A 20,764-nucleotide genomic window follows, 5' to 3' on the forward strand; every position below is an offset into this window, starting at 1 on the left:
CGGTGGCGCAGCGGACGAGGCCCGCTGCCGGCTACCACGGTGCTCGCGGCGCGCTGCGTCACCGGCTCGACGTTCAGGTCCAGGAGCATCTGCTTGCTGAAGCCGAAGAAGTAGGTCGCGAGGAAGCCGACCAGGTACCCCGTGCCCATGCCGAGCGCGTAGACGGCGGCGACGGTGCCGAGCCCCTGGTTGCCCTTGAGAAGCGGGAAGAGGGCCCAGCCGGACGGGCCGATCGCGGTGGAGCCGACCGAGGTGCCGAGCTGGTGGAAGAGGCCGACGACGCCACCGCCCACGGCCCCGCCCACGCATGCCGTGATGAAGGGCCGGCCGAGGGGGAGGGAGACGCCGTAGATCAGCGGTTCGCCCACGCCCATCAGCCCTGCGGGGAGCGCGGACTTGATGGTCTTGCGGATGGAGGTGTTGCGGCGCAGCCTCAGGTAGACGGCGACGGCCGCCCCGACCTGTCCCGCACCCGCCATGGCGAGGACGGGCAGCAGCACGGTGAAGCCGTCCTGCTCGATCAGGGTCGTGTGGATCGGGATGAGTGCCTGGTGCAGGCCGAGCATCACCAGCGGAAGGAAGAGGCCGCCGAGCACGAAGCCGGCTGCCGCGCCGCCGTGCAGGAGCAGCCAGTCGGCGAAGTGGCCGATGCCCGTGGAGACCAATCCGCACACGTACATCAGGCCGAAGAGGGTGACCAGGCCGGCGACGAGGACCGTGACGGTGGGGGTGACCAGCACGTCGATCGCCTCCGGCACCCGGCGGCGGCACCACTTCTCCACGTACACCGCGACGAGAGCGGCCAGGAGCGCGCCCAGCACACCTCCCTGGCCCGGGGCGAGCTTCTCCCCGAACGCGGAGACGTCCGAGACGCCGGCGAAGACGATGACTGCCGCCGCCGCGCCACCCAGCACGGGTGTGCCGCCGAACTCCCTCGCCGTGTTGATGCCGACGAAGACCGCGATCAGCGACATGAAGCCGGTCGAGATCGCCGTCAGGGCCGGGACGATGCCGGCCGCCCACTGGGCGTCGCCGCTGCTGACCAGGTTCGTCAGCAGACCGTTGATGCCCGCGACGATGCCGCAGCCGATGAGAGCGGGAATGAGGGGGACGAAGATGTTGGCGATGCGGCGCAGCATCGTCTTCACGGGGGTGGCGTTCTTGCGTTTCTGGGCCGCGCGCATGTCGGCGCCTCGCCGGGCCAGCTCTTCGGCGTCGGCGGCCGCCGGGGACCCCGGCGGACCGGTGGCTGATGCGGCGGCCAGGGCCGGCGTCGTACTGCCGGCCTCTTCGGTGACGTCCGCCTCTTCCGAGCCGTCCGTCGCAGGGCTCTGCGTGACGAGGGCTTCGAATTCCGGGGTGACCCGGGCGACCTTCCCCGGGCCGAGCACGATCTGGTAGGTGTCGTCGTCCTCGACCACGCCCACCACATCGGGCAGCGCCCGCAGTGCGGCGTCCTGTACGAGCGAGCGGTCGGCCAGGCCGAGCCGCATCCGGGTCATGCAGTGGGAGACGGAGGTGACGTTGCGTGCGCCCCCGACGAGGGGGAGCAGGGCCTTTGCGATCTGACGGTTCTGGTCAGTGCTCATGTGGCGCGATCGCTCTCTGGCGGTCCGGGAGACCCCGGACGTGGTCCGGTCGAGCGAGCCGACCAATCCCTCGCCATCCGCCCCGCGCTGGTCAGAGATTCGTCAGCCGCTTGCCACCACTGTCAGCCCTCTCCGGTCGCGGCGCGGATCGCAGCGCGCAGATGACCATGGGCGTCGGCCAGCAGACGGGCGGCGGTACGGCCGTCCACCTCGGCGAGGATGATGAGAATCGCGTTCTTGACCTCATCGTCCGCTTGGGTGAGAGCCGCCTCGATGGCTTCGTCCCCGGCACCCGTGGCGAGGGAGACGATGCGGCGCGAGCGGGCCCGGAGTTTGTCGTTGGACGCGCGTAGGTCGACCATCAGGTTCCCGTAGGTCTTGCCCAGACGGATCATGGTGATCGTCGACAGCATGTTCAGGACCAGCTTCTGGGCCGTGCCGGCCTTCAGCCGGGTCGAGCCGGTGAGCAGTTCCGGTCCGACGACGACCTCGATGCCCAGCTCCGCGGCCTCGCCGAGGGGCGAGCCGGCGTTGCAGGAGAGGCCGACGGTGAGCGCTCCGTGCGTGTTGCGCGCGTATTCGACGGCACCGACCGCGTACGGCGTGCGGCCGGAGGCGGAGATGCCCACCACGGTGTCGTCCGCGGTGAGCTGGAGCTCGTCGAGGTCGGCGGCAGCCAGCTCCTTGCTGTCCTCGGCACCTTCGACGGAGTTGCTCATCGCGCCGGGACCGCCCGCGATGAGCCCGATGACGTCTGCGGGGTCGGTGTTGAAGGTGGGCGGACACTCGCTGGCGTCGAGCACGCCGAGCCGCCCAGCGGTGCCCGCACCCGCGTAGATCAGACGGCCGCCGCGGGCCATGCGTTCTGCGGTGGCGTCGATGGCCGCGGCGATCTGCGGCAGCTGCGTGGCGACGGCTTCGGGAACGGTCGAGTCCTCCCCCTGCATGATCCTGGCGATCTCCAGGGTGGGGAGCTGGTCGATCTCGGACAGTTCGCTGCGGAAGGCCTCTGTGGTGAGCGTTTCGAGCTGCGCGCGCAGCTCTCTGTAGGAGGAGGAGCTGTACGAAGAGGGCGTGTCAGCTGTTGAGGTCATGGGGAGGTGCGGCTCTTTCTGCCTGGGGCGCACTGAGGCGCTGCGGCTACGTCTGCGGCTTCGGCTACGGCTCTGCGTCCTGCACCGTGACCCGGCTGCTGCCGTAGGCCTGATGCAGGGGTGCATGACCGGCGCCATGCCAGGCCCGGGCCGGGCCGGGGAGCCGGCCGGGGACGGGCGTCGCGCCGGTGTGTGCGAGGGGGATTCCGTCCGAGGTCAGCGCGGGCGCGGCGCGTGGCGGTGGGCGAGTGCCTCGTAGGAGGCGGAGAGCGCGGGGGCCGCGCTCTCGTAGGTACGTTGCGCTACGCCGATGAACAAACAGTCAACGACGAGCAGTTGGCTGGTACGGCTCGACATCGCCGCAGGCCGCAGTTCGCTCTCGCGTGCTGTGGAGGTGGTCAGCACGTGATCGGCGTACTGCGCGATCTCACCGTCCGAACGGCCGGTGATGGCGATGGTCGTCGCGCCGTGGTCGAAGGCGACCCGGAGCGGCTCGATGACGTCGACCGTACGGCCCGAATGGGTGATGGCTATCGCCACGTCCCCGGCTCGCAGCTGCACGGCGTTGGTGACCGCGAGGTGCGGGTCGGCCTCCGCGTGGGCGACATGGCCGATGCGGAGCAGCTTCTGCGCGAGGTCCTTGCTGACGAGGCCGGAGTTGCCGACGCCGTAGACGTCGACGCGGCGGGCCGTGGCCAGCGCGGTGACAGCGGCCTCCAGCTGGACGGTGTCCAGGCCGGCGGCGGTGTCGGCGAGGGTCTGCTGCTCGTCGTGCGCGAGCTTGGCCACGACCTCGGAGATCGGGTCGTCGACCGCTATGTCGGCGGTGACCGCCGGTGCCGCGCCGGACTCCTGCTGGGCTGCGAGCCCTGCCAGCGCCAGGCGCAGGTCCCGGTAGCCGGGGAAGCCGAGGAGGCGGGAGGTGCGTACGACCGTGGCCTCGCTCGTACCGGTGCGCTCGGCGAGCCCGGTGACCGTCAGCTGGGCGCAGCCCGCGGGGTCGGCCGCCACCGTCTCGGCGACGCGCTGCATGGAGCGGGTCATCGACGGCGCCATGGTGCGCACCTTGGCGGCGAGGGCGCCCGGTGCGGGCGGGCCCGGAGGACGCGAGGCGGGCTGAGCGATGGGACCTCCCCCGGGCGGTCTGCCGTGCGGTCTGCTGTTTCTGGAGAAACTTTCCTTCAGATAGGTCGTCATCGGTGGAAGATATTTTCAGCGAGGAGGCGCCGTCAAGCCCTTCCGCAGGAAGGCGCGGCGGCGTCGTTCCCTGATTTGGTGCAATGGATGTATGGACAGGCTCGAGCAGGCACTTCACTCGGCACGCGCGCTGGTACTGGCGGATCTGGAGGCGGGCAAGGTCGCCGACGCGGACGTGGTCTCGCTCGTCGAGGAGTCCGTCGCACACCGCAGATGGTGGGTCGAACAGTGGCCCGAGGGCATCGCGTACGTGAACGGGCTGATAGCCCAGGACGTGCAGGACGCCCTGCTCGACAGGTACGGGCGCTGGCCTCTGTGCCCGGTCTGCCTCGGCTCAGACCCGCACGCGCTGGACGTGGAGCCGGAACTCGGCGAGGACCCGCACTGGGTGTGCGGCAAGACCGCCACGTCGGTGGCGCGGGTGGGGGCGCTGAAGAAGTGGCTGTGACGTGCGCGTACGGCGTCCGCGGGCAGCGGCGCGGTGCGGGGGCCCGGCCGTGACCGTCTACATCGATCCGCCCGTCTGGCCGGGCCGCGGGTACCTGTGGTCGCACCTGGTCAGCGACGCCTCGTTCGACGAGCTCCACGCCTTCGCAGCGGCCATCGGCTGCCCGCGCCGGGCATTCGACCGCGACCACTACGACGTGCCGAGCGCGCGCTACGACGACGCCGTGACCGCCGGTGCGGTGGAGGTGGGGAGCAAGGAACTGCTGCGCCGTCTCACCGAAGCGGGTCTGCGCCGGCCGAAGAGGCGAGGACCGGCCGCCTCCTGTTGACCTTGGCCGACCTGGACGCGGCCGCCGTCGCCGCGAGGCCCGCCACCGCCAGGGCGGTCCCCGTCCACGCGACCGCCTGGTAGCCCCAGCCGGCGCTGATGACCAGGCCGCCGAGCCAGGGGCCGACGGTGTTGCCGATGTTGAAGGACGAGGTGGTCGTCGCGCCGGCCAGCGTGGGCGCCGCCCCCGCGACCTCGAACATGCGGGCGTTCAGCGCCGGAGCCGTCATGAAGGCCGTGACACCGAGCAGCAGCGCCAGGGACGTGGCCGCGACCGCGTTGCGGGAGAGCAGGGCCAGCAGCGCGAGCGCGACGGACGACGCGGCGACACCGGCGTAGATCATGCCGAATATGCGCCCGTCGGAGATACGGCCGCCGATGACCGTACCGACGAGCCCACCGAGCCCGAAGAGTGCGAGCACCGTCGGCACCCAGCTCTCCTTCAGCCCTGCCACGTCGGTGAGCAGCGGCGCGAGATAGGAGAAGACCGCGAAGACGGCGGCGGCGTTCAGCGCGATGGTCAGCACGGTGAGCCACACCTGCTTGTCCGCGTAGATGCGCAGCTCCCGGCCGAGCCGCGGCCGGTCCTTGCCGGTCGCCGGTGCCGTACGGGGCACCAGCGCCACCACCCCCACGAGCCCGACCGCGGACATGACCGCCACCGCCCAGAACGCCGCCCGCCACCCCGCGTGCTGCCCCAGGAGCGAACCGGCGGGCACCCCGACGATGTTCGCGATGCTCAGCCCGCCGACCATGACGGCCATGGCGCGTGCCCGCGCGTTCACCGGGACGAGCGACATGGCCACGGCCGCCCCCACCGCCCAGAAGCCGGCGCAGGCCAGCGCGCTGACCACGCGGGATGCGAAGAGCACCTCGTAGGTGGGCGCCAGGGCCCCGGCCACCTGACCGAGCCCGAAGACGACGAGCAGCGTGATCAGAGTCGTACGGCGCGGAAGCCGGAGCGTCGCGGCGGCGAGCAGCGGGGCGCCCACGACCATGCCGATCGCGAACGCGGAGATCAGCAGTCCGGCCCGCGGGATGGAGATGCCCATGTCGCGGGCGATGGGCTGAAGCAGCCCGGACAGCATGAACTCCGAGGTCCCGAGCGCGAAGACCGAGAGGCCGAGGACGTGGACGGCCACCGGCATGCGGCGCTCCCTCGCGGGGACGACCGTACGAGGCGTGGCAGATGGCCGGTCGAGAGCAGGGCCTGTTTCGGTGTCACGGGACATGTCAGTTACCAACGACGTGTCCACGCCTCCGCATTCCGGGCCCGTCCGTCGTGGCTCCGCTACGGGTGGCGGCCGAGCAGTGCCACCAGCCGGTCCTGCGGGACCACGTCGTCCGGCACGGGGACGGGCGGATCGAAGATCCCCGCCTGCTGCCAGCTGTCGGCCTGCGGTGCGACCTGCGCGTGTACGGCGTCGGCGAGTTCGTCCAGCATGCGTGACCGTGCGCCGATGCCCTTGGCCAGGTCCCAGCCGTGCACCGTGAGGTCGCTCGTCATCTGCCAGGCGTAGTCCGCCGCCGGGATCTTCCCGCCGGTCACGTGCACGTCGCCGTCGAGGGCTCCCTTGCGGTGGAAGGCCGACCGCGACGCGCTGCCGGCCTGCTCCCAGGCCGCGACGGGGTCGTCGCCGAGCACGTCGCCGTCGTAGCGGTCCCCGACGTCGGCGATCGTCTCGCCGCTCAGCAGGTGCGGAGCCCAAAGGTGTTCACTGACAAGGTGGTTGACCAGATCCCGGACATTCCACTCGGTGCACGGCGTGGGTTCCTCCCACTGCTGTTCACCGATCTCGTGGACGAGGCGGTCCCACTCCTTGAAGGCGCTGTCGAAGGCGTCGATCAGTTCCATGTGTCAATGGTGCGCCCGACGCCGCCACCTCGCGAGACGTGATGCAGGTCACACTCCACCGCGTCATACGGGACGCCCCTCAGGTACGTGTACCGGTTGTCCTGCCCCACTGCGGGCAGGGCGGCGCGGCCGCGAAGCCGCGTGCAGTCGGGGGAGTGCCGGGGCGCCCCCGCGGCGGGTGAGGTGACCTGCTGGTCACCTTCGCCGGTCGGGGTGTCCCGGCACCGGACTCGAGGGCCGGCGCCGGGACACCTTCAACTGTCGTTGCGCGGAGGCTTCTCAGCCCCGGAACAGACGGGGACCTCGGTGGAGTTGCGCGTACGGACGCCGGGCAGCCAGCCCTCGAAGCCCGCACCGCCTTCGCCGTCCTGCGCCTTCTCGATCCGGTACCAGCGGGTCGAGGAGAGGCCCTTCTCGTCCGTGACCATTTCCCCGTCGGTGACGACGCAGCTCGCGGTGACCTCGTCGCCGTGCCAGACCCGGCCCGCCGAGTTGCCGGCGCCCGCGTAGGGGACGTACGGGTTCTTCGCGACCCGCAGCGAGCACTCCAGGGTGTGCAGTTTCCGGCAGGGCTTCTCGGCGTTGTGCACGCGCAGGGTGATGGCGCCGCCGGGCGTGCGTGCCGGCGAGGAGCCCTGCGAGGGGCCCGGGCCGGAGGACGGCGAGACCAGCCACCACGTGCCGCAGACGACGAAGACCACGGCGGCCGCCGCCACGGCGATCACTGCGAGCGATACGGGGCGGCGGCGCGGGCGCGGTGCCTCGACGACGAGGGTGCCTTCGCGCGGTGCGCGGACCCTCTCCCAGAGGCCGTCCGGCGCCTCGATTCCCGCATCGGCGGCCTGCAGTTGCTCGCGGAGGGCCGCGGCGGTCTCCTCGCGTCGTTCAGCACGCATGCCGTTCTCCTCCCGAGCGGCCTGCGCGCTGTGGGAGCGCGCCTCGCAGCTTGTCCAGTGCCCGCCTGCGCGTTCGTGCCACGGTGCCGCGGTGCAGGCCCAGGATCTCGGCGGCCTGGTCGATCGTGTAGCCGTCGAGGTCGACGAGGACCACGACACCGGCCTGGCGGACCGAGAGTTGGCGGAGCAGACGTACGGCCTCCAGCTCCGACGACCGCCGCTCCAGGCCGCCGTCGTCCCATTGCCGGCCTCCGGCGACGCCGGCCGCACCCGAGGTCGCGAAGTCACCGGTGAACTCCACGTCCGCCACCAGCACTTGGCGGCGCTCCCGGCGCCATCCGTCGCGAAGCACGCTGAGCAGTGCGGAGAAGGCGTAGGCGTACGGCTCCGGGTGGGCGAGGAACTTCTCGGGGCGCGCCGCCAGTTTGAGATAGACCTCGTGCACGGCGTCCTCAGCCGACTGCCGGGTGCCCGCCAGCATGGCCGCCCGCCGGTACAGCCTGTGCAGCAGCTCGCAGAAGACGTCGTCGAACGCCGGCTTGTGGCTGCCGTCGCCGGTGATGGGAGAAGTGACCACGTGGACTGCGATCCTCTTCGGTGAGTGGTCTCTCGGGTGAAGTGATGGTGCGTCGTTCGTCGTTGCGTCGTGCGTTCCGGTCAGGGACGGCTCACGCCCGGGCACCGCGGCGGTGGCAAGCGCCGGTGCCACGCCCGTACGTCCCGCCCGTGCCTCGAGCTCGTACCTCCCGGCCGCGTGGACCGGACGCACCGTACCGGGCGCGGCAGTTCAGCGTCCTGGCAAACACGACGAGTGGCAAGTCCGTCCGGTTTCAATCGCCTTGGAGAAGCAGCTCCAGCTCTGTCTCCAGATTGCGGCGGGCCACTCCCTCCCAGTGCTCGCGGGCGTAAGAGGTGCGGAACAGCCTTGGCATGCCGAGGAGTTGGCTCAGCACTTCGGCACGGCCGGCCCGGAAGCGGTCGTCGGGTACGAAGGCGTACTCCTCGCGCACGGCCGCCGCGTACTGCGCGTACTCGGCGGGTGTGCCCGCCAGCACGGCGAGGTCCGCGTCGCACAGCAGCTCGCCGTTCACGTCCCCCGGTGCCGGGTCGTGGTCGACGGTCAGGCGTACGAGGCGGGCCACCTCGGCCGTGCGCTCCGCCGGTACCCCCGCCTCGGGAAGGGCACGCTCGGCCAGGTGGGCGCTGCGCTCCTCGTTCTCGCTGCGGTCGGGGCGGTAGACGGCGTCGTGGAACCAGGCCGCGAGCAGCACCGCGTGGACGTCGGACGCGGGGGCGTGCGGGGCCAGTTCGTCGACGCGGTTCAGGACGGCCTGCAGGTGGTCGACGGTGTGATAGCGGCGCTGCGGCTCCGACCAGCGGGAGAGCAGGTTCCGGCCGTACGGGGCGGGGTCCGGTTTCCCCTCGCCGACGCGGGCGCCCGTCAGGAGTGCGGTCCAGCGGGAGAGCAGGAGGCCGTGCGTCTTCCGGCCGGGCTCGTCGTGGTCTTCGTTCCCGGGGTCGTCGGTTGTCGCCATGGAGCGATTGTCCCCCGGTCGCCGAGGTCGTCTTTCGGAGCAGGCCGGCATGTGGCAGAGTGCCTACATGTCTAGACCAATTCTCGAGGTGATCGCTCTCACCGCGGACGACGCGCGTGCGGCGCGGGCAGGAGGGGCCGACCGCCTCGAACTGGTCACGGACATGGCCGCCGACGGCCTCACCCCGTCCCGCGAGACGTTCGCCCGTGTCCGTGCCGCCGTCGATCTTCCGCTTCGCGTCATGCTGCGCGGGACGGACGGCTTCACCTCCGGCGGTGACGCGGCTGTCGCTGGACTCTGCGAGCGGGCCGAGGAGTTGCGAGCCGAAGGTGCCCAGGAGTTCGTCCTCGGCTTCCTCGACTCGGTGGGCGGCCCCGACCTGCACGCGATCGGCGCGCTGACCGAGGTGATCGAAGGCTGCCGCTGGACGTTCCACCGCGCCGTCGACCGTGCCGCCGACCGCGACGCTCTGCGCAAGGCGCTCGCCGGACTCCCGGGCCTCGACGCGTACTTGACCGCCGGATCTCCCAGCGGCGTCGGCGCGGGAATGGACGTGCTGCGTACGGAAGCGGCCCGTGCCGCAGCCGGTGAGCCCGGATACGGGCCGCTGAACATGGCGGGCGGCGGTCTGCGTCTGGAACACGTACCGGAGTTGGCGTCGGCCGGCGTGACCGCCTTCCACATCGGCGGTGCCGCCCGCCCCTGCGGCTGGAGCGGCCCCGTCGACGCCGAAAGCGTCAGGAAGTGGCGTGAAGTGCTGGACGGGCAGGGGGAGTCGGGAGGATGACACCCCAGCGGTCGTGGTCGCGCCACGCGCCGTCGACGAACTGGTAGGCGGGGGAGTGACCTTCGTACCGGAAGCCGAGGCGCTCGACGAGTCGTGACGAGCGCGTGTTCCCGGGCTGGATGGCGGCTTCGAGCCTGTGCAGCCCCAACTCCTCGGAGGCGTGGTGCATGACGAGCCCCAGCCCCTCCGTCATGTATCCGCGGCCCGTGGTCGGGGCGTAGGCGACGTAGCCGAGGGAGCCGCTCTGCCGGCTGCCGCGCACGATGTCGTTGATGTTGACCCCGCCGACGATCCCGCCCGTGTCGTGCAGGCAGATCACGAACCCCTCGTGGGTGGGCTGTTCGAACCTGGTGAGGTAGTCGTCGAAGGCCTCGCGCGTCGTCTCGCGCTGAGGAACCCAGGGGTGGTGGAGTTCTGCGCTCAGTTGGGACAGCGCAGTGAGCTCCGCGTGGTCGCTCCGCGCCACGTGCCGGATCGCCACGCGCGGCCCGCGAAGAAGAAACGTGGTCGAGGACATCGCTCGAACCTACGCGGGGCCGCCGGTACTTCGGCGCCGAGGCGGCCCCCCGCGCACGCGCAACGGGCGGCACCCTCCTCGCGGAAGGCACCGCCCGGTGCTCTACGGGCAGGCGACAGGGCAGGTCACATGGACGGCTTCAGCACGACGAAGTCCGCGCCGAACGGGTCCACGCAGACCGCCATCCGTCCCACTCCCTCGGCGTCCTCGGGCCCCATGGCCAGCGTCCCGCCGAGCTCCGTCACCTTGGCGACCGTCGCGTCGCAGTCCGTGGTGTGGAAGACCGGGTGCCAGTACGGGCGGCCGCCGGCCGGCGCGAGGTCCTGCTCACGCACCTCCATCAGGCCGCCGTGCATCCGCTCCTGGGGAGCACCCGCAGGCGCGATGATGGAGTACGTGCCCCCGGCGCCGCCGGGCATCGGCATGTCCGAGTAGTCCCAGCCGAACAGGCCCTTGTAGAAGTCCTTCGCCTTCGCCGCGTCCGTGGTGTAGAGCTCGACCCACATCAGGGAGCCCGGTTCGTCCACGACGTCCAGCCCGGGTGTCTTGCCCGGCTGCCACGCCGCGAACTGCGCGCCCTGGGCATCGCTGAACTGCGCCATCCGCCCGTGATCGTCGACGTCGCCGGGATCGAGCCGTACCGTGCCACCGGTGCTGCGGACCTTAGCGGCGGTCGCGTCGACGTCCTGAGTGTTGAAGTAGATCATCCAGGCCGGGCGCGCGCCTTCCTCGATCTTCCCGAGCGCGGCCACGGTCCTCCCGCCGGACTGGAACATGCCGTACTCGCCCTCGTCCGAGCCGTACGACTGGAACGTCCAGCCGAACACGCCTCCGTAGAAGGTCCTCGCAGCGGCGGTGTCCGGCACGGCGAGATCGAGCCAGCAGGGGGAGCCCACGACATAGTCGGTTGTGATCATGGCTATTCCCTTCGGAAGTCCCTGACATCAACCACAATCCCACTGCTTCAGGACAATTGCTCGCCGAAGGACCGAATCGGTTTTTCCGGGCTCCGGGGGCGGGCCGGGGCCGCGCCGTCCATACGTCCTGCCCACGCGCCGGACCGGCAACTCCGTGTAGCGACGCCGTAACCGGCTGGATTCCCGGGGCGGTTCCGTTCGGGGTGGTTCCGCGGCGGGTCCGCAGCGGTCAGTCCCGTGCCGCGGGCCCGCGCGTGCTCTCGCGCGGCTGGAGCGCCGTACGCAGGACGACCGTCTGCAACGGCTTGCCGGAACCGGCCAGGCGTTCCTGGAGCAGTGCCGCCGCCGAGGCGCCCATGTCGTACGACGGGAGCTGGACGGTGGTCAGCGGCGGGCGGACCAGGGAGGCCCAGGGAACGTCGCCGAACGAGAGCACGCCGACGTCCGGCGGCTCGATGCCCGACTCTCGCAGGGCCTGCAGGGCGCCGACCGTCATCAGGCTGTTCGTGACGAACACCGCGTCGGGGGGCGACGGAAGCGCCAGCAGTTCCCGCGTCGCCGCGTAACCGCCGTCTACGCGGTAGTCCGCGTAACGGACGTACGGGCGCGTCGACTCCTCGGACACGCCCGCGTCCCGCATCGCCGCCCGGTAGCCCGCGAGGCGGTCCTCCGAAGTGGAGGCGCCGGCCGGGCCCGTGATGCAGGCGACGCGCTCGTAACCGCCGTCCAGCAGATGGGCCGTCGCTTCCTCGCCGCCCAGTTGGTTGTCGACGGTCACCGCGTCGACAGCCGCGGCGCGCGGCCGCCGGTCGACCGCGACGACCGGCATGCCCCTGGCGGCCAGGGCGGACAGGTCGGTGTGCTTGCGGGATGCGGCGGCGACGATGACGCCCGCCATCTGCTCGGCGAGGGCGATGTCGAGGTAGCGGCGTTCCTTCTCGACGTCGTCGTCCGTGTTGCACAGCACCACCGAGAGGTTGGTGCGCTGCGCGGCGTCCTCGACCCCGCGGGCGAGGGAGGTGAAGAAGGGGTTCTCGATGTCCGGGACGAGCAGGCCGATGACGCTGGCGCGCTGCATCCGCAGCGAGCGGGCCACCCGGTTCGGCGAGAAGCCCAGGTCGGACGCCGCCTTGCGGACCCTCTCGACGCGTTCCGGTGTGACCCGTCCGCCGTTGAAGACCCGGGAGACGGTCGCGGGAGAGACCCCGGCAGCCCGTGCCACATCGCTGATGGTTGCCACCGGACTCCTCAACGCGATCGGGCACCGAAGCGGGACGCGCCCGTGTGCGATTGCTGCCACTCTCGGGACGGAACCTTACGCTCCTGATAAATCGATTTCTCAGAGAAGTGCCCGGTCGGCAGTGGTGACGACGGCCACCGGGGCCGCGAGCGGAAGACGGGGCGTGCCCCGCCAACTCGGCGTGGTCCACGGCCTTTTCGGGCGTGAGGGCAGGCCGTACGGTCCGGGGCGGCCGCCGGTGCCCGCCGGACGTACGACCTCGGCAGGAGACCGGACGGGTCCATCCCGCCCGGCAACGAAGGGAAGGCTCGGCGCGACATGGCTCTGCTGCTCGGCATCGACATCGGCACCTCCAGCTCCAAGGGCGTCCTCACGCGCCCCGACGGACAGTTGCTCGCGCAGGCCGTCCGCGAGCACGCCACGTCAAGCCCGGCGCCGGGCCGGGTCGAGCATGACGCGGAATCGGTGTGGTGGCGCGACTTCACCGCTCTCGCCCAGGAGTTGACGGCCCGGGTACCGCGGGGCGAGAGGCTCGCCGGGGTAGGCGTCAGCGGGATCGGGCCGTGCGTGCTGCCGGCCGGCGAGGACGACGCCCCGCTGCGGCCGGCGATCCTGTACGGCGTCGACACCCGCGCCGGAGACCAGATCGCCGAGCAGACGGAGCGATACGGCGAGGACGAGATCCTGCGGCGCTGCGGCTCGGCCCTCACCAGCCAGGCGCTCGGCCCCAAGCTGGCCTGGGTACGGCAGCGCGAACCCGAGGTGTACGGGCGCATGCACCGCTGGTACATGGCGAGTTCGTTCCTCGTGCGCCGCCTCACCGGTGCCTACGTACTCGACCACCACTCCGCCAGCCAGTGCGACCCGCTCTACGACCTGCACGGCCGCCGCTGGATCGAGGAGTGGTGCGAGGAGACCGTGCCGGGGCTCGAATGGCCCGAACTGGTGTGGCCCGCACAGGTGGTGGGTGAGGTGACGGAGGCAGCCGCCGAGGTCACGGGCATTCCCACCGGCACGCCCGTCGTCGCGGGCACGATCGACGCATGGGCGGAATCGGCGGCAGCCGGAGCGAGCAGCCCCGGAGACCTGATGCTGATGTACGGCACGACGATGTTCCTGGTGAACGTCGTGCGCGAACCGGTGTCCGACGCCCGCCTGTGGTCCACCGCGGGCGCCTTCGAGGGCACCTCCTGCCTCGCGGGCGGCATGGCCACCTCGGGCGCCGTCACGAGCTGGCTGCGCGACCTGACCGGCGCGGGCTACGACCAGCTGACGGAGGAGGCCGCCGCCCTGCCGCCCGGCGCCGAAGGGCTGCTGATGCTGCCGTACTTCGCCGGTGAGCGTTCCCCGCTGTTCGACCCCGACGCGCGCGGCGTGGTGGCCGGGCTGACCCTCCGGCACGGCCGCGGCCACCTCTACCGGGCGGCCCTGGAGGCCACGGCCTTCGGGGTACGGCACAACCTCGACGCGATGCGTGAGGCGGGCGGCGACCTGAGCCGGCTCGTTGCGGTCGGCGGCGGTGCGCGTGAGCTGTGGACGCAGATCGTCTCGGACGTCACCGGTCTCGAGCAGTCGATGCCGCGGCACACCGTCGGAGCCGCGTACGGCGACGCCTTCCTGGCCGCTGTCGGCACGGGCCTGGCCGCTCAGGAGGACATCGCCGACTGGAACCCGGTCGAGTCGACGGTCCGGCCCGACCCCGCCCGCAGCGAGATCTACGACGAGCTCTACGAGCACTACCTGTCGCTCTACTCGTCGACGCGCGAGACCGCGCACGCCCTTGCGGCCCGGCAGCACGCGGACAGCCGGCGGTACGAGCAGGGCTGACGGCGCTCAGGCCGGCCAGGACTGCTCCAGCAGCGCGAGGACGAGGCAGACGAAGGCCGCGGTGTTGACCACCGCGCGCAGCAGGTTCCAGCGGACCCACGGCCGCTCGAAGAGCGCGCGCAGCGCGGCGAGTTCGCCCTCGGTTCCCGGCGAACCGCCTGCGTCGAGACGGTTGTTGAGCGGGACGTTGAAGCCCATCGTGATGACGAGCACCCCCGAGTACAGGGCGAGCGCCGCCACGCTCCACGCGGTCGCCGTCCCGTCGTCGCCCGCCAGTTGAAGCCCCGCCGCCGCTGCCGTCAGTACGAGCGAGCCGAGGAAGAGCAGCATGAACCAGCCGTTGATGATGGCCGTGTTGATGCGCTGCATCGTTTCGACGAACGTGCGGTCCCCGGAGCGACCGAGCCCCGGCATGACCGCGCAGGCGAAGCCGTAGTACAGGCCGGCGCTGAGCCCTGTGGTGAGCGTGGCGCCGATCAGCGCCGCTGCCTGGAGACTGTGCAACACGGGCCACCTCCGCGGTCGGGCTCTCAGAATGCCAGTGCCGCGGGCAGCGGCGCCGAATGCAGGACCGTCAGGCCGGAGACCGCCCGGGTGAGGGAGACGTAGAGGCGCCGCAGGCCTGTCCGTTCGTCGGGCTCGCCGTCGACGACGGCGGCGGGCTCGTCCAGGACCACGTAGTCGTACTCCAGCCCCTTGGCCAGCGTGGCGGGCACCAGCGTGAGCCGGGCATCCGTGCTGGTTTCGGTTCCCGGCGCGAGATACGGCAGCCCCGCCTCGTCCAGGGCGCGTGCCAGCACCGGCACCCTCGCCTCCGCGGCGATCAGACCGACGGAGCCTTCGTGCAGCAGCGCCTCGCGACAGGCGCCGACGACGCCGGCCGTCAACTCCTCCTGCGCGCAGGCCCGTACGGAGAAGTCCCCCGGCGACTCCCGGATCGAGGTCGCCTCACGCAGCTCCGGCGCGATCTCGGGCAGCAGCCGTGACGCGTACGCGATCACCTGTCGCGGCACCCGGAAGCCGAGCGTCAACTCCTCGACCACGGCATCTGGTTTGCCCAGATGTGCCAGCGCCTCCTCCCAACTGGCCGTCGCCCACGGGGTCGTGCCCTGAGCGATGTCGCCCAGCACCGTCACCGAACCCGTCGTGCAGCGCCTGCCCACCGCGCGGTACTGCATGGGGGAGAGGTCCTGCGCCTCGTCCAGGACGACGTGGCCGAGCGAGGCCGTACGGCTGACCAGGTCGGTCACCTCGTCGATGAGGACCGCGTCCGCCTCAGACCACCGCGCCGACTTCGGCCCCCGCGCGGGCTTGGCCCACAGGATCGCCTTCTGCTCCTCGTCGGTGAGGACGCCTTCAGCCTGCGCGGCGAGGAAGTCCGCGTCGGAGAGCAGCCGCAGCACCAGCCTGGCCGGGTCCACCGCCGGCCAGCACTCCTTCACCACGGCCTTTACCGCCGCGTTGCGCGCGACCGCGTCCTGCACCCGGTCGTCCGGCGCCTCGCCCGCCTGCTCCATGCGCACCAGCACCGCGTGCGCGATCCGCTGCGGCAGTGCCTCCCGCGCCGCCCCGTACCGGATGTCGCGGGCCAGCAACTCCTCGACGAGCTCGGCCAGTTCGTATGGGGGGACGCGCCAGCGCCGGGAGCCCCGCACCACCATGCACGGCTCCTGCGGCACGGTCACCCCGGCGCGGACCGCGCGTCGCAGCACCTCGGCCATGCGCGCGTCACCTTTGACGCGTGCGGCCTCCGTGCTGTCGGTGCCGCGTACGGGGACGTGCGCCACGAGTTCGGCGACCGTGGCCTGCCGCACAGTCATCTCCCCCAGTGCGGGCAGCACCTGCTCGATGTAGTGGAGGAAGGAGGAGTTGGGGCCGATGACGAGGGCGCCGGTGCGCGAGAGCCGCTCGCGATGTGTGAAGAGCAGGTACGCGACCCGGTGCAGGCCCACCGCGGTCTTTCCGGTGCCGGGGGCGCCCTGCACGCACACGGAACCCTCCACCCCGGCCCGTACGATCTCGTCCTGCTCGGGCTGGATCGTGGCGACGATGTCGCGCATGGGGCCGACACGCGGCCGTTCGATCTCGCTCTGGAGCAGCCGGGAGGCCTTCTCCTCCTCGTCCGGATCGCTCAGGTGCTCGTCCTCGTACGCGGTCAACTCCCCGCGCACATAACCGAACCGGCGGCGCAGCGCGACGTCCTGCGGGTCCTTCTTCGAGGCCCGGTAGAAGGGCTGGGAGACGGGAGCCCGCCAGTCGACGACCATCGGGTCGCCGTCGGCGTCGTGCACGTGGCGGCGGCCGATGTGGAAGGACTGACGGCTCTCGCGGTAGTCCAGCCGGCCGAAGAAGAGCGGGGTGTGGACGAGGTCGGCGAGCGACTTGATGCGGGCGTCGATCTCGGCGCGCAGGATCGCGGCGTTGACCCAGTTCGCCGCGACGTCCCTGATGTCGAGGGCCTCGGCGTCCTCGCGCATGGCCCGGAGGGCGTCGCGGGAGGCCGCCAGGTGGTCTCTTTCGAGGTCCAGGGGGTTGTGGGCAGCGTCGGACACGGAACGGGCAGGGGCGGACACGGTGTTGCCTCCGGCGGGAAGCGCGGCGATGTACGGCATGCCGCGGCTACGGCGAACGAGAGCCGACCGGTTTCCGAGCGGTCGGGAGCCTCCCCGGACCGGGAGGTGGCAGACGCGGAAGCCTAGTGCGGTGCGCGGACGCGTCGCCAGCGAATTTCCCCGCGTGCCGCCATGCGGGCGGCCGGGCGTTTCCCCGCGTCGGCTAAGGTCACCCGCCGGACCGGCAGACAGCCGGTCGACGCTGTCGTCGGCGCGAGAGCCGGACAGCCCAGGAGAGGAGAGACGGCACAGGTGACAGGGCTGGACGTGTACAGCAACTCCCGTACGGCCACCGCCCCGTTGGCTCCCCGTCTCCCGCGAAGACCGACGACCGCCGTCACCCTCTTCGTCGTCTCACTGACCGCCTTCGCCGTGCTGTGCGCCGTCGCGCGCTTCCAGATGGCCGACGTGCTCGTCTACCGCGCCGAGGGCGAGGCCGTGTCGCAAGGTGCCGACCTCTACGGCTTCACGGTCACCTCGTGGCGCCTTCCGGCGACCTACCCGCCTTTCGCGGCACTGCTGTTCGTGCCGACGGGCTGGCTGTCGCTCAGCGCTCTCAAGGTCGTCTTCCTCGCCGGCAACGTCCTGCTTCTGGTCGTCCTCGTCCACCTCTCCCTGCGCCTCACAAATCTCCCGCACGTGTCCCGCGACGCGGCCCGGACGTACGCGCGCGGGGGCGGGCCCGCCGTGCTGCTCGTCGCGGCCGCCGCGGGCCTGTGGCTGGAGCCCGTCTACCAGACGATCACCTTCGGCCAGATCAACCTGGTGCTCACCTGCCTCGTCCTGTGGGACCTGGGGCGTCCGGAGGGCGCACGCGGCAAGGGCATCGCCGTCGGAATCGCCGCGGGCATCAAGCTCACCCCCGCGATCTTCGCCGTCTACCTGCTGCTGACCGGACGGGTACGGGCGGGGCTCACGTCGATCGCCGCCTTCGCGGGCACCGTTGCGGTGGGAGCGCTCGTACTCCCCACTGCCAGCTGGGAGTTCTGGACGCGGCGGATCTTCGAGACGACACGCGTGGGCAAGGCGTGGATCGTCGACAACCAGTCGCTCCAGGGCCTCGCCGCCCGCCTCGCGCACACCCCCGACCCGGGGCTGCTGTGGCTGCTGCCCGCCGCTTTCGTCGCCGTGGCCGGGCTGCTGCTCGCGCGCCGTCTGTACGTACGCCACGGCCTGGACGGCTGGGGCGTCGTCGTCACCGCGCTGACGGCGCTGCTGGTCTCACCGATCAGCTGGTCGCATCACTGGGTGTGGTGCGTGCCGCTGCTCGCTCTTCTTGCCGTACGGCGGCCCGCCGCGGCCCTCGTCGTCTACGTGCTCTTCACCGCGCGCACCCTGTGGCTGGTGCCGAAGACGGGCACGCTGGACCTGCAACTGTCGTGGTGGGCACAGCCGCTCGCCTCGCCCTATCCGCTGCTGACGCTGGCGCTGCTGGCGGCGGTCGCGGTGCGCTGCTACTCGGTCTCCGGCTCGGAGGTGTTCTCGGGCCTGCGAGAGGGCTCCGGCTCGCCGGACAGCAAGTCCTGGGAGTCCACGATCCGGTAGGCGTACCCCTGCTCGGCGAGGAAGCGCTGGCGGTGCGCGGCGAAGTCCTGGTCGACGGTGTCGCGTGCGACCACCGAGTAGAAGCGCGCCTCGTGCCCGTCGGCCTTCGGCCGCAGCACTCGTCCGAGCCGCTGGGCCTCCTCCTGCCGTGAACCGAAGGTCCCGGAGACCTGGATGGCGACGGTCGCCTCCGGCAGGTCGACGGAGAAGTTGGCGACCTTGGAGACCACGAGCGTGCTCAACTCGCCCTCGCGGAAGGCGTTGAAGAGCTTCTCGCGCTGCTTGTTGGTGGTGTCGCCCTTGATGACGGGCGCGCCGATGTGCTCGCCAAGCTCGTCCAACTGGTCGATGTACTGCCCGATCACCAGCGTCTGGTCGTTCTCGTGGCGCTTCACCAGCGCCTCGGTCACCCGGCGCTTGCTGTCGGTCGTCGCGCAGAAGCGGTACTTCTCCTCCGTCTCGGCCGTCGCGTACGCCAGCCGCTCCGCGTCGGTGAGGCTCACGCGCACCTCGACGCAGTCGGCGGGTGCGATGTAGCCCTGAGCCTCGATCTCCTTCCAGGGAGCGTCGAAGCGCTTGGGGCCGATGAGCGAGAAGACGTCCGACTCCCGCCCGTCCTCCCGGACCAGCGTCGCGGTCAGCCCGAGCCGGCGGCGCGCCTGGAGGTCCGCGGTGAACTTGAAGACGGGCGCGGGCAGCAGGTGCACCTCGTCGTAGACGATCAGGCCCCAGTCGCGCGAGTCGAAGAGCTCCAGGTGCGGATAGACGCCCTTCCGCTTCGTCGTCACGACCTGGTAGGTCGCGATCGTGACCGGCCGGATCTCCTTCCTCGTACCGCTGTACTCACCGATCTCCTCCTCGGTGAGCGAGGTCCGCCGCACCAGCTCGGACTTCCACTGGCGGGCGGCGACGGTGTTGGTGACCAGGATCAGCGTCGTCGCCTGCGCCTGTGCCATCGCGCCGGCGCCGACCAGTGTCTTGCCGGCGCCGCAGGGCAGCACCACGACGCCGGAGCCGCCGTGCCAGAAGCCCTCCACGGCCTGCTGCTGGTACGGGCGCAGCGACCAGTCGTCCTCCTTCAGCGCGATGGGATGCGCCTCGCCGTCCACGTAACCGGCCAGGTCCTCCGCCGGCCAGCCCAGCTTCAGCAGCACCTGCTTGATCTGGCCGCGCTCGGAGGGGTGCACCACGACGGTGTCGGGGTCGAGGCGTTCGCCGACGAGCGGCTCGATCTTCCGCGAGCGCAGCACCTCCTCCAGCACCGGGCGGTCGCTGCTCTCCATGACCAGCCCGTGCGTGGGGTGCTTCAGCAGACGGAGCCGCCCGTAGCGCGCCATGGTCTCGGCGACGTCGACGAGCAGGGAGTGCGGCACCGGGTAGCGGGCGTGGGCGACGAGCGCGTCGACGACCTGCTCGGCGTCGTGACCGGCGGCGCGTGCGTTCCACAGGCCGAGCGGCGTGAGGCGGTAGGTGTGGATGTGCTCGGGCGCCCGCTCCAGCTCGGCGAAGGGGGCGATGGCACGACGGCACTCGTCCGCCTGCTCGTGGCCGACCTCCAGAAGCAGTGTCTTGTCGCTCTGGACGATCAGGGGACCACCGTTCACGCGCGCTTCCTCCGTCTCGCAGATACGGAACCCGGCTCACGGGTCAATCGTCCAGTGTGCCGCATGAGCGCATTTGCGTGCGATGCGGCCGCTGCGGAGGGCACCGGGGAGCCGCGCACGGCCATGCGGGCGCCTGCCGTGCGTGTGGCCACGCACCTGCCTCAGGCGGCTATACGGTTATACGTCCAGATACAAGGTGTAGTGGTCCATGTGAGATGCGTGACCGTATCTGAGGCGCGTTGACCGAACTGACGAAGGAGAGCGACCGGGATGGCGACGAAAGTTGCGGTAACCGGGCACATGGAGCTGTCCGAGGAAACGGTGCCGCTGGTACGGGCGGAGCTGGAACGGCTGCTGCGGATGTTCGAGCCGTCCGGGCTCGTGGGTCTGTCGTGCGTGGCGGCGGGTGCCGATTCGGTGTTCGCGGAGTCGGTGCTCGCAGCGGGCGGCCGTCTGGTCGCGGTGCTGCCGAGCCGGGACTACAAGGCGGCGACGGTGAAGCCGGAGCACGCGGAGACCTACGACCGCCTCACCGCGGCCGCCGACGAGGTGCTCGTGCTGCCGTTCGACACGGTGGACCGCAAGGCGTACGAGGCGGCGAACACGGTGCTGTTGGAGCGCGCGGACCGGCTCGTGGCCATCTGGGACGGCAACCCCGCCTCGGAGGAGAAGGCGGGCACCACGGCGGACATCATCGAGGGTGCGCGCAGCGCGGGACTGGCGGCAGGTGATGACGCGGAGCAGCGTCAACGGCCTCAGCTCGTCGGCGAAGAA

Annotated in this window: 20 protein-coding genes; 6 read left to right on the top strand and 14 right to left on the bottom strand. The window is 71.3% G+C overall.

Annotated elements, in window-relative coordinates:
- From H5J26_RS14985 to H5J26_RS14995, 3 genes are all read right to left on the bottom strand, one after another.
- Positions 1 to 1,589: PTS transporter subunit EIIC (locus H5J26_RS14985; protein WP_181766345.1), on the bottom strand; the 1,589-nt coding region annotated here is incomplete at its 3' end.
- A 122-nt stretch (positions 1,590 to 1,711) separates the two neighbouring features.
- Positions 1,712 to 2,683 (bottom strand): N-acetylmuramic acid 6-phosphate etherase, encoded by a 972-nt coding sequence (gene murQ / locus H5J26_RS14990; RefSeq protein WP_181766346.1) that lies wholly within the window; start codon positions 2,681 to 2,683, stop codon positions 1,712 to 1,714.
- A gap of 216 nt (positions 2,684 to 2,899) precedes the next feature.
- Positions 2,900 to 3,880, bottom strand: a complete 981-nt coding sequence (locus tag H5J26_RS14995; RefSeq protein ID WP_210771353.1) for a MurR/RpiR family transcriptional regulator — start codon at positions 3,878 to 3,880, stop codon at positions 2,900 to 2,902.
- A 91-nt stretch (positions 3,881 to 3,971) separates the two neighbouring features.
- On the opposite strand from H5J26_RS14995, the gene H5J26_RS15000 reads away from it, so the two are divergent.
- Both H5J26_RS15000 and H5J26_RS15005 read left to right on the top strand, forming a co-directional pair.
- Positions 3,972 to 4,328, top strand: coding sequence for a hypothetical protein (locus tag H5J26_RS15000; protein WP_181766347.1), 357 nt, complete (start codon positions 3,972 to 3,974; stop codon positions 4,326 to 4,328).
- A gap of 49 nt (positions 4,329 to 4,377) precedes the next feature.
- A complete protein-coding gene (locus H5J26_RS15005; RefSeq protein WP_181766348.1) occupies positions 4,378 to 4,656 on the top strand; it encodes a DUF4031 domain-containing protein in 279 nt (92 codons plus the stop codon).
- On the opposite strand, the gene H5J26_RS15010 is transcribed toward H5J26_RS15005, so the two are convergent.
- From H5J26_RS15010 to H5J26_RS15030, 5 genes are all read right to left on the bottom strand, one after another.
- Positions 4,601 to 5,803 (bottom strand): Cmx/CmrA family chloramphenicol efflux MFS transporter, encoded by a 1,203-nt coding sequence (locus H5J26_RS15010; protein WP_181766349.1) that lies wholly within the window; start codon positions 5,801 to 5,803, stop codon positions 4,601 to 4,603. The two genes, H5J26_RS15005 and H5J26_RS15010, sit on opposite strands and share 56 nt — an antisense overlap.
- Positions 5,804 to 5,946: 143 nt before the next feature.
- Positions 5,947 to 6,510 (bottom strand): TIGR03086 family metal-binding protein, encoded by a 564-nt coding sequence (locus tag H5J26_RS15015; protein ID WP_181766350.1) that lies wholly within the window; start codon positions 6,508 to 6,510, stop codon positions 5,947 to 5,949.
- Positions 6,511 to 6,764: 254 nt separating this feature from the next.
- Positions 6,765 to 7,406 carry a hypothetical protein gene (locus H5J26_RS15020; RefSeq protein WP_181766351.1) on the bottom strand — a complete coding sequence of 214 codons (642 nt, stop codon included), beginning with the start codon at positions 7,404 to 7,406 and terminating at the stop codon, positions 6,765 to 6,767.
- Positions 7,396 to 7,983, bottom strand: a complete 588-nt coding sequence (locus H5J26_RS15025; RefSeq protein WP_309237920.1) for an RNA polymerase sigma factor — start codon at positions 7,981 to 7,983, stop codon at positions 7,396 to 7,398. Before H5J26_RS15025 ends, H5J26_RS15020 begins: the two co-directional genes overlap by 11 nt.
- 253 nt (positions 7,984 to 8,236) lie before the next feature.
- Positions 8,237 to 8,941: a hypothetical protein gene (locus H5J26_RS15030; protein WP_235980724.1), complete on the bottom strand. Its 705-nt coding sequence runs from the start codon at positions 8,939 to 8,941 to the stop codon at positions 8,237 to 8,239.
- A gap of 67 nt (positions 8,942 to 9,008) precedes the next feature.
- On the opposite strand from H5J26_RS15030, the gene H5J26_RS15035 reads away from it, so the two are divergent.
- On the top strand, positions 9,009 to 9,728 hold the full coding sequence (locus H5J26_RS15035) for a copper homeostasis protein CutC (RefSeq protein WP_181766352.1): 720 nt from the start codon (positions 9,009 to 9,011) through the stop codon (positions 9,726 to 9,728).
- Here H5J26_RS15035 and H5J26_RS15040 read toward each other — a convergent pair.
- The 3 genes from H5J26_RS15040 to H5J26_RS15050 all read right to left on the bottom strand — a co-directional run bounded on the left by H5J26_RS15040 (position 9,679) and on the right by H5J26_RS15050 (position 12,402).
- Positions 9,679 to 10,245, bottom strand: coding sequence for a GNAT family N-acetyltransferase (locus H5J26_RS15040; protein WP_181766353.1), 567 nt, complete (start codon positions 10,243 to 10,245; stop codon positions 9,679 to 9,681). The two genes, H5J26_RS15035 and H5J26_RS15040, sit on opposite strands and share 50 nt — an antisense overlap.
- Before the next feature lie 125 nt (positions 10,246 to 10,370).
- The gene (locus tag H5J26_RS15045; RefSeq protein WP_181766354.1) at positions 10,371 to 11,162 is read right to left on the bottom strand and encodes a VOC family protein; all 792 of its coding nucleotides are present in this window, start codon (positions 11,160 to 11,162) and stop codon (positions 10,371 to 10,373) included.
- A 229-nt stretch (positions 11,163 to 11,391) separates the two neighbouring features.
- On the bottom strand, positions 11,392 to 12,402 hold the full coding sequence (locus H5J26_RS15050) for a LacI family DNA-binding transcriptional regulator (protein WP_181766355.1): 1,011 nt from the start codon (positions 12,400 to 12,402) through the stop codon (positions 11,392 to 11,394).
- Positions 12,403 to 12,720: 318 nt separating this feature from the next.
- Between H5J26_RS15050 and H5J26_RS15055 the strand changes: the two genes are divergently transcribed.
- Positions 12,721 to 14,229, top strand: a complete 1,509-nt coding sequence (locus H5J26_RS15055) for an FGGY-family carbohydrate kinase (RefSeq protein WP_181766356.1) — start codon at positions 12,721 to 12,723, stop codon at positions 14,227 to 14,229.
- 6 nt (positions 14,230 to 14,235) lie between these two features.
- Here the strand turns inward: H5J26_RS15055 and H5J26_RS15060 are convergent, their stop codons facing one another.
- Together H5J26_RS15060 and H5J26_RS15065 are read right to left on the bottom strand one after the other, a co-directional pair.
- Positions 14,236 to 14,736 (bottom strand): DUF1772 domain-containing protein, encoded by a 501-nt coding sequence (locus tag H5J26_RS15060; protein ID WP_309237921.1) that lies wholly within the window; start codon positions 14,734 to 14,736, stop codon positions 14,236 to 14,238.
- A 23-nt stretch (positions 14,737 to 14,759) separates the two neighbouring features.
- Entirely contained in the window at positions 14,760 to 16,841 is a 2,082-nt protein-coding gene (locus H5J26_RS15065; RefSeq protein WP_181766357.1) for a HelD family protein, read from the bottom strand.
- 252 nt (positions 16,842 to 17,093) lie between these two features.
- Here H5J26_RS15065 and H5J26_RS15070 point away from each other — a divergent pair, with 252 nt between their 5' ends.
- On the top strand, positions 17,094 to 18,386 hold the full coding sequence (locus H5J26_RS15070) for a glycosyltransferase 87 family protein (protein ID WP_419183801.1): 1,293 nt from the start codon (positions 17,094 to 17,096) through the stop codon (positions 18,384 to 18,386).
- Here H5J26_RS15070 and H5J26_RS15075 read toward each other — a convergent pair.
- The gene (locus tag H5J26_RS15075) at positions 18,296 to 19,990 is read right to left on the bottom strand and encodes a DNA repair helicase XPB (protein ID WP_181766358.1); all 1,695 of its coding nucleotides are present in this window, start codon (positions 19,988 to 19,990) and stop codon (positions 18,296 to 18,298) included. The two genes, H5J26_RS15070 and H5J26_RS15075, sit on opposite strands and share 91 nt — an antisense overlap.
- Before the next feature lie 270 nt (positions 19,991 to 20,260).
- Between H5J26_RS15075 and H5J26_RS15080 the strand changes: the two genes are divergently transcribed.
- The coding region (locus H5J26_RS15080; protein ID WP_181766359.1) for a hypothetical protein at positions 20,261 to 20,764 on the top strand (504 nt) is incomplete at its 3' end.

Origin of the sequence: Streptomyces albidus (ex Kaewkla and Franco 2022) (assembly GCF_013870515.1) — a bacterium.
In the GTDB taxonomy this organism is placed as follows: domain Bacteria; phylum Actinomycetota; class Actinomycetes; order Streptomycetales; family Streptomycetaceae; genus Streptomyces; species Streptomyces albidus.